This window comes from Actinomadura sp. SCN-SB (assembly GCF_043906805.1).
GTDB lineage: Bacteria > Actinomycetota > Actinomycetes > Streptosporangiales > Streptosporangiaceae > Spirillospora.
Genome location: NZ_JBIMPP010000091.1, coordinates 19647 through 27922, shown reverse-complemented (window position 1 = coordinate 27922; position 8276 = coordinate 19647). Strand labels below are relative to the sequence as shown.

At 71.0% G+C, this 8276-nt stretch carries 7 protein-coding genes; all 7 read right to left on the bottom strand.

Annotated features, from left to right (window positions below):
- Positions 1-170 precede the first annotated feature (170 nt).
- The gene (locus ACGWYJ_RS35450; protein WP_395110940.1) at positions 171-698 is read right to left on the bottom strand and encodes a hypothetical protein; all 528 of its coding nucleotides are present in this window, start codon (positions 696-698) and stop codon (positions 171-173) included.
- 78 nt (positions 699-776) lie between these two features.
- Positions 777-2225 carry an MCE family protein gene (locus ACGWYJ_RS35445; RefSeq protein WP_395110939.1) on the bottom strand — a complete coding sequence of 483 codons (1449 nt, stop codon included), beginning with the start codon at positions 2223-2225 and terminating at the stop codon, positions 777-779.
- Positions 2222-3541, bottom strand: a complete 1320-nt coding sequence (locus ACGWYJ_RS35440) for an MCE family protein (protein ID WP_395110938.1) — start codon at positions 3539-3541, stop codon at positions 2222-2224. The genes ACGWYJ_RS35445 and ACGWYJ_RS35440 overlap by 4 nt, the downstream gene beginning before the upstream one ends.
- On the bottom strand, positions 3538-4842 hold the full coding sequence (locus ACGWYJ_RS35435) for an MCE family protein (protein ID WP_395110937.1): 1305 nt from the start codon (positions 4840-4842) through the stop codon (positions 3538-3540). Before ACGWYJ_RS35435 ends, ACGWYJ_RS35440 begins: the two co-directional genes overlap by 4 nt.
- An 18-nt stretch (positions 4843-4860) precedes the next feature.
- Positions 4861-5922 (bottom strand): MCE family protein, encoded by a 1062-nt coding sequence (locus ACGWYJ_RS35430; protein WP_395110936.1) that lies wholly within the window; start codon positions 5920-5922, stop codon positions 4861-4863.
- A complete protein-coding gene (locus ACGWYJ_RS35425) occupies positions 5923-6954 on the bottom strand; it encodes an MCE family protein (protein WP_395110935.1) in 1032 nt (343 codons plus the stop codon).
- Positions 6951-8270: an MCE family protein gene (locus tag ACGWYJ_RS35420; protein ID WP_395110934.1), complete on the bottom strand. Its 1320-nt coding sequence runs from the start codon at positions 8268-8270 to the stop codon at positions 6951-6953. The genes ACGWYJ_RS35425 and ACGWYJ_RS35420 overlap by 4 nt, the downstream gene beginning before the upstream one ends.
- Positions 8271-8276: the final 6 nt, after the last annotated feature.

Below are 8276 nucleotides of genomic sequence, written 5' to 3'. Positions count from 1 at the left end.
CTCCGCTTGGGCCGCCGCCTCGGCCTCCTCGGCCTCGCGGAGCGCGGCCGCCGCCTCCGCCTCGGCCTCCCTCGCCCTCCTGGCGGCCTCGGCGGCCCGCTCGCGGGCCTCCTCCGCCTTCCTGGCCCGGTCCTCGGCCCTGTCCTCGGTCCGGCGCGCTCCTGCCTTCGTCATGGGACCATCCCCATCTTGGAGACGAGCCAGCGGTCGCCGACCCGGGTGAGCGTCATCTCGAAGCGGTAGTAGCGCGGCGCGCCCTGCTTCACCGTCGGGCTCGTGGTGGTCGCGTTGATCGCCACCATCACCTCGGCGGAGTCGCCGTCCATCGAGATCACCCCGGCGCGGACCTGCTGGACCTGCGAGACCGACTTGGTCCTGGTCGCGGTGTCGCTGATGACCTTGGCCTGGGTCGCCCACTGGTTCTTCACGTCGCCGGTCATCCCGGCCAGCACCCGGTCGATGCCCTTCTGCACCTCGCGGTAGTCCAGGCTGGCCAGGTTGACGGCGGTCTGCCGGGCCGCCTGCGTGGCCGCGGCCCGCTGCCTGTCCAGTTCCCTGGGCTTCCACCACTGGGTGTAGCCGTACGTCGCCACCGCCGTGGCGAGCACCACGGCGATCACGCCCAGGACGATCGCGGTGACGCCGTCACCACGGCCCCGCGACGCGGCGTCGACCGCGTCGGTCGCGCCGTACTTCATCGCGTCGTCTCCTCAGTCGGATTCAGATCGGATTCAGGTCCGGATTCGGGTTGTCGTCCGCCCGCGCCGGGACGGGCGTCATCGGGTCAGCGGCCCGAGCAGCAGCATCTTCCACGAGGCGTCGCCCAGCAGCCGCTGCTGGCCGCCGGAGTAGCCGAGCCCGTAGCGCTTGCCGTCCGGCCCGTACACGACACCGGTCGAAGGATCGTATCCGGCTATCTGCACCGTCTGTGATGAAAGCGGCACATAGAGGGTGTTGCCGGGCTCGGTCTCGGGACGCCGCTCCCCCGCCGCCTTGGCGTCGTCCTTGGAGCCGCCGCGCGCGCCGTCCCCGGAATCGCCGGTGGAGCCGCCCGGCGGGAAGCCCGCCCCGTCGGTGGCCCCCGGCGGGACCCACGGCGGCGGCTGGACGGCGTCCCGCGGCCAGTTCCGGGACCCGCGGACGGCGGTCTCGGAGTTCCGCGGCAGCTTACAGCCCGCGTCCAGGCGCGGCTTCCGCTCGGAGGTGTCGGTCGGCCAGCGCCTGGGCACCTGCTTGTAGCCGGCCTCGCACGGCGGCGGCTCGTCGATGTTGAGCGCGAGGCCGAGATGCTGGGTGCCGTCGCCGGGGTTCACGGTGAACGCGCCGCCCAGCGTCAACGGGTACAGGATGAACAGCGACCGCAGCCCCGCCTGCCGGGACGTGATGATCTGCCCGGTCGTGGTCATGTTGGCCAGCAGCACCGGCAGCGCGGGCGCCAGGTCGTCGATCGCCTTGTCCGCCTGGACGACCGCGCCGGGGGTCGCGTCGAGGGTGCCGCGCAGCGCAGGGTCGTCCTTGCGCAACTGGGTGGTCAGCTCGTTCAGGTTCCGCGCGAAGCCCGCGATGTCGGCACCATGCGCGCGCTGGGTGTTCAGGACGACCGCGCCGTCGTCCAGCAGCCGCTTGGTGTCGGGGTAGGAGCGGTCCACGGTCCGGAGGAGCCGGTCGGTGTCGTCCAGGATCGCCTGAAGGTCGGAGGCCGAACCGGAGAACGCCTTGTCCAGCTCGTCCACCAACGTCCCGACGTCCCTCGGGTTCACCGACGACACCAGCTTGTCGACGTTGCGCAGCAGGTCGGCGGTGGGGACGGGGAGCCGGGTCATGTGCCTCGGAATGGTGTACGGCTCGCCCTCGTCCAGATACGGGCCTTCGGATCTGCTCGGTTGCAGGTCGATGTACTGCTCGCCCACCGCGGACCGGTTGGCCACCACGGCGGTCGTGCCCTCGCGCGGGATCCGCCGGCCGCGTTCGAGCCGCAGCCTGACCCTGATGCCGTCCTTGGTGAGCTGGATCGGGCCGACCCGCCCGACCGGGACGCCACGGTAGGTGACCTCAGCGTTGGTGAACACCCCGCCGGAGTCGGTGAGGTCGACGTAGGCGGTGTACTCGCGGCCCAGCAGGTCGCGGCCCACGCCGATGTAGTTGACCGAGACGATCGTGACGCCGACGACCGTGATGACCGCGAACGCGATCAGCTGGAGCTTGACGCCGAACTTGAGGATCACGACAGGCCCCCCGTCATCAGGGTGCGCAGGTCGGCCCGGCCGGGCTCGGGGCCCAGCGAGCGCGGCCGGGCGCCCCCGTTTCCGCCGCCCGTGGACGGGATGACGTCGCCGAGCCCGGGCAGCCCGCCGCCGCCCGCGCCCGGGAGCCCGGGCAGCCCGCCGCCCGGAGCGCCGCCACCGGCGCCGCCGGGGATCTCGGGCAGCACGCCCAGCGGGGTCTCCGGCAGCGTCACGTTCGGGACCGTGAGCATGGTGCGCATCCGCTGCCCGCCGCCGAGCAGCCCCTCCAGCTCGGTGCCGCCGAACAGGTTCTGCGCGATGCTCTGGAGGTCCAGGTCGAGGGTGAGCCGCACGTTGCCGTAGTCGCCCTTGACCGCGTTGTCGAAGGTCTCGGGGAACGGCCAGGTGATCAGGGCGCCGAGGTTCCTGGGCAGGTCCGCGCCGGCCTTGTTGAGGTTGCGCAGGATGGTGTCCAGCTCCCGGAGGTTGGCCAGCAGGTCGGCCTGCGACCGCTTGATCACGTCCGTGGTGGTGCGGGACAGCTTGTCCAGCGCCACCAGCATCTTGGTCAGGTCGGCCCGGTTGCGGTTCAGGACGGCCAGCGCCGGGCCGGTCTTGTCGACGGTGTCGGCGATGGTGCGCCGCTCGGCCGCCAGCTTGCCGGTCAGCCGGTCGATGCTGTCGATCGCCCGGGTGATGTCGGCGCGGTTGCGGTCCAGGGTGCCCACGAACGTGTCCACCCGGTGCAGCACCGACTTGATCGTGGACGTGCGGCCGTCCATCGCGGTGTTGAGCTCCCGGGTGATGGTGGAGATCTGCTCCAGGCCGCCGCCGTTCAGCAGCATCGACATCGCCGACAGCACCTCCTCGATGTCGGCGGGCCGGTACCGCATCGTCCGCGAGAGCGGGATCAGGTCGCCGGTGTCCAGCTCGCCCTGCGGCGTCTCGCCCTTCGGCGGGTTGGACAGCGACACGAACTTCTCGCCCAGCAGGCTGGTCTGCCCGATGGTCGCGACGGCGTTGTCGGGCAGGCGGGTGTCGCGGCGCAGCTTGACGGTCACCACGGCCCGCCAGCCGCCCTGCCCGCCGGCCAGGTCGATCTTCTCCACCTTGCCGACCGAGACGTCGTTGACCTTGACCACCGACTGCGGCACCAGGTCCAGCACGTTGGCGAACTCGATCCGCACCGTCCTGGGGTCGTCGCCGAGGTCGGGGCCGCCGGGCAGCGGCAGCGAGTCCACGCCCCGGAAGCCGCAGCCCGAGAGCGCGGTCGCGCAGGCGAGCGCCGCGATCCCCAGCCGTGCGAGCCGCCTCATCGGCCACCACCTCCCGGCAGCAGGGCGCGGATGTCCCCCGCCCCGCCCCGCTGGGCCTGCTGGGTCTGGGGCTGGGCCTGCTGGGACGGCCGGTCCTGGCCGCCTCCGCGGCCCTTGGGGCCGTAGGCGTCCGGAGGGATCGGCTCGGGGTCGTAGTGCGTGGTCAGCGCGGTGATCCAGGACAGGTCGAGGGTGAGGGACGTCAGCACCTTGCCGATCCCGTTGACCGGTTGCAGGAAGTTCAGGCACTGCTGCGGCGGCGCGCCCACCGAGTGCGCCAGCGAGCAGATCCAGTCGGCCAGGTCGTGGAACTGGCGCAGGTCGGCCCGGCTGTGGATGGTGCCGCTGATCGGGTCGTAGGCCCGCGCCAGGTTGGTGACGGCCAGCGGCCCCTGGACGAGCAGCTCGGCGAAGGCGTCCTTCTCCTTCACCAGGATCGCGGTGAGCTGGGCGAGCTGCCGGACGTCCACGGCCAGCCGCCCCCGGTTCTCCTTGACGAACCGCTGCACGGCGCGCAGCGTCGGCCCGAGGGTGTTCAGCGCCGCGCTCAGCTCCTCCTTCTCCGCCGCGAGCTGCCCGGAGACCCCGTTCAGCCGGCCGTTGAACTGCCGGATCTGCTGGTCGTTGGCGCGCAGCGTGGCCGTGATGATCCGCAGGTTGCGGATCGTCGTGGCCACGTCCTCGCGGTCGGCGCTGAGCGTGCTCAGCATCCGGGACGTGTCGTCGATCGTCTGCCGGATATCGGTTCCCTGGCCCTGCAGGGTGTTCGCGCCGACCTGGAGCAGCCGCGACAGCGCGCCGTTCTGGTTGGCGCCCTCGGGGCCCAGCGCCGTGCTCAGGTCGTTCAGCCCCTTGCCGATCTCGTCCACCTCGACCGGCACCTGGGTACGGCTGACGGCCAGCGTGTAGCCGTCCGGCATCACGGGCCCGCCCTTGTAGACGGGGGCGAGCTGGATGAACCTGTCGGCCACGACCGTCTGGTTCACCAGCATGGCCTGGGCGTTGGCCGGGACCTTGTACTTGGCGTCGTACTCCAGCTCGACCTTGACCGCGTCGCCCACGGGCGTGACCTTGGTGACCTTGCCGACGCTGATGCCGAGGATGCGCACGTCCGCGCCCGGGTAGAGGCCGACCGCCCGGGTGAAGTACGCCGTGAGGTGACGCTGCTCCGGCCCCCGCGTCAGCACCACGAGCGCCGCCGCCAGCAGGGCGACCGCGAGGATCGCCCCTGCGGCGCGGAGAGCCGCGGCTGAGAGGCGGGGACGGGTCCCCGCCTGGGGGTCGGTACTAGCGCTGCGCACGATGACCTGCCTGCTTGCTTACGGGAGGAAAGGAAGCGGGTTGGTGCGGTTGCCTCCGGGCTGCCCGCCACCGGGTTGCGAGCCGGATCCACCCTGGTCGCCCTGGGACGGCTGGTTCTGGATGGACGCGGGAATGGGGATCAGGTTCTGGATGTAGGCGTCGAACCAGCGCCCGCTGCCGGTCACGTCGGCGAACTGCCGCGCGTACGGGGCGAACAGTTGCAGGATCCGGTCCAGGTTCTGCTGGTTCTTCAGCAGGATCCGGTTGACCTTCTCCAGGTTGTCCAGCATCGGGCGCAACTGCCGTTCGTTCTCCTTGATCAGCGCGTTGACCTGCTGGGACAGCACCACGGTGTTCACCAGGAGCTGGTGGATCACCTGCCGCCTGGCCTGGACCGCCTGGAGGATCCGGTCACTGTCCTTGATCAGCTTGGCGAAGTCCTGGTTGCGGTCGGCCAGGAGCTGGGAGACGTCGGCGGCGCGCTGGGTCAGCTCGTGCAGCTCGTCGTCCCGCGAGGCGATCGTCTCCGACAGCCGGCGCAGGCCCTGCAGCGACCCGCGGATCTCCTCGGGCGAGTTGCGGAAGGTGTCGGCCAGCACGTCGAACGACCGCGCCACCTCCCGGTGGTCGATCTTGTTGAGCCGCTGCCGGGCCAGCTCGCCGATCGTGGGGACGACCTCGTACGGCACCGAGGTGTTGGCGAGCGGGATCTGGCGCTCCAGCCGGCCGCGCCCGCGCGGTTCCAGCGCCAGGTAGTGGGCGCCGAGCACCGTCTTGATCTTGATGTCGGCCCGGGTCTGCTCGCCCAGCCGCACGTCCTCGTCCACGCGGAAGGTGACCTTGACATGGTCGCCCTCCAGCTCCAGGCCGGTGACCTCGCCGACCTTGACCCCGGCGACGCGGACCTCCTCGTTCTTCTTGAGCCCGGCGGCCTCGCGGAACGCGGCGGAGTACTCGCGGCCGCCGGAGACGAGCGGGAGGCCGTCCAGGTTCAGCGCCAGCAGCAGCGCCACCGCGATCACGGCGAACGCGGTGAGGCCGATGGGAACGGGGTCGCGCTCCCGGAACGGGACCCTCATCTACTTGCACCTCGCGTTCTCGTTCACGATCGACGGGGTCTGGTAGACGGGGCCGCCCGGCAGCCGCACCCGGGCGTCCAAGCCGCAGATGTACATGTTGAACCAGGAGCCGTAGGAGGAGATGTTGACCAGACCCTCCAGCCGGCCGGGGGCCGTCTTCAGGCTTCTGTCGATGACGGGGCCGTTCTCGTTCAGGGTCTCGGTGAGCTCCCGCAGGCCGGCGATGTCGTTGCGGAGGGCGGGCCGGGCCTGCCGGAGCAGGCCCGCCGTGGTGCCGGTGAGCTGGTTGATGGCCGCCACCGAGTCGAAGATCGCCTGCCGGTCGCCGGCGATCCCGCTCACGAGGCCGCGCAGATCGGTGATCATCCGGTCGACCTCGGTGTGCCGCGCCTCGATGGTGCCCAGCACCTGGTTCAGGTTGGTGATCACCTGCCCGATCACCCGGTCGCGGTCGGCCAGCGTGTTGGTCAGCGACGCGACGTGCGCCAGCAGGCTGTTGACCGTCCCGGCCTCGCCCTGCAACGTCTGCACGATCTGGAACGCCAGCTTGTTGACCTCGCCCGGCTCCAGCGCCGTGAACAGCGGGCGGAACCCGTTGAACAGGACCGTGAGGTCCAGCGCCGGCTGGGTCTGGCCGATCGGGATGGTGCCGCCGGGGCGCAGGTAGTCGTTCGGAGCGCCGGGCCCCTCGGTCAGCGCCAGGTAGCGCTGCCCCATGAGGTTGCGGTACCGCACGTTCACGCGGGTGGACGAGGGCAGCCCCGCCGCGAAGACGCCGTCGGCGTTGACGCTGAAGGTGACCTTGGCACGGTTGCCCTCGTGCAGCCGGATCCTCTCCACCTGGCCGACGCGCACGCCCGCCACCCGGACGTCGTCGTTCTCCAGCAGCCCGGTCACATCGGAGATGATCGCGTTGTAGCTGCGAGTGTCGGCGAACCGGACGTTGCCGATGGTCATCGCCAGCACCCCGGTGGCGACCGAGGTGGCCACCACGAAGATCAGCAGCTTGATCGCCGCGCCGGTGGTCCTCATCCCAGGTTCACCACCGATCCGCGCAGCAGCGGCCCGTACAGCAGCTCGGCCACGTCCGGGACCCGGTCGGCGGGGGTCTGGATCATCGGCCCCACGATGTTCCTGATCTTCTCTCGCTCGCTCATGCCCGTGCCGGGATCGACGAAGACGCTGGACAGGGCCCGTCCGCGGGTGCCGGACGCGCCGTGCGGGTCCTGGTCGTTCGGGTCATGCGGGTTGCGCCACCACAGGTCGTCCTGCGTCCCGTCCAGGGCCAAGTAGTCGGGGAACGGCACCTGCGGGTCCGGCAGGCCGTAGCAGCGCGGGTTGCGCTGGTCCTTGGCCTCGGGGAGGTCGAGCGGGTACTTGTACGCCGGACGCGGCTTGACGATCTCGACGGTCAGGTTGAACGTCGGGGTCTTGCCGCCGCCCGCCTCCTCGGCCAGCGGCCGGTACCTGGTCAGGCCCTCGAACACGCACGGCAGCGACGGCGAGTACCGCGCCACCAGGGCCAGCACGTCCCGGTTCGCGATGTTCACCCCGATGATCTTGGGGCCGTTCTCGCGCATGAACCGGTCGCCCTTGCCGGACAGGTCGGTGACCATCGGGATGATGTCCTCGATGGTGCCCCTCCTGGCGTTGATCGTCGTGCTGGTCACGTTGATGTTCCGCAGCGTGTTCAGCAGGTCGGGGGCCGCCGCCGCGTAGATGTCGGAGACGTCCGACAGCGCGCGCAGGTCGTACACGAGCGTGCCCAGCTCGGGGTTGATCTTCTTCAGCAGCGCGTCCGCCTGCTCCAGGTTGCGACCGATCTGGTCGCCGCGGCCCTGGAGCGCGGTGGCGATCGCGTTCAGCGTGGCGTTGAGCTTCTCCGGGCGGACGGCCCGCAGCAGCGGCAGCAGGTTGGTGAGCAGCCGGTCGATCTCCACCGCGGTCTGCGACCTGTCCTGCTGGATCACCTGGCCCGCGCGCAGCCCCGGCGCCGCGGCCCGCGCCGGGATGTGCAGGTCGACGTACTTCTCGCCGAACAGCGTCTTGGGCAGCAGCCGTGCCTGGACGTTCCCGGGGATCAGCTTCGCCCGGTCCGGGTCGAGCGCCAGCTCGATGACCGCCCCGTCGGCGGTGGCCCGGGTGCCGCGCACCTCCCCGACGATCAGGCCGCGCACCTTGACGTCCGAGCGCGGCAGCAGTTGCAGGCCCGCCCGCTCGGCCCGCACGGTCACCTTCGTGACAGGGGTGAACGCCTTGTTGAACAGGGCGGCCGTCAGCGCCGGCAGCAGCGCCATGACGAGCACCATGGACAGGCCGAGCAGGCGGTACCGGGTCCGCTGGGTCATCGACCG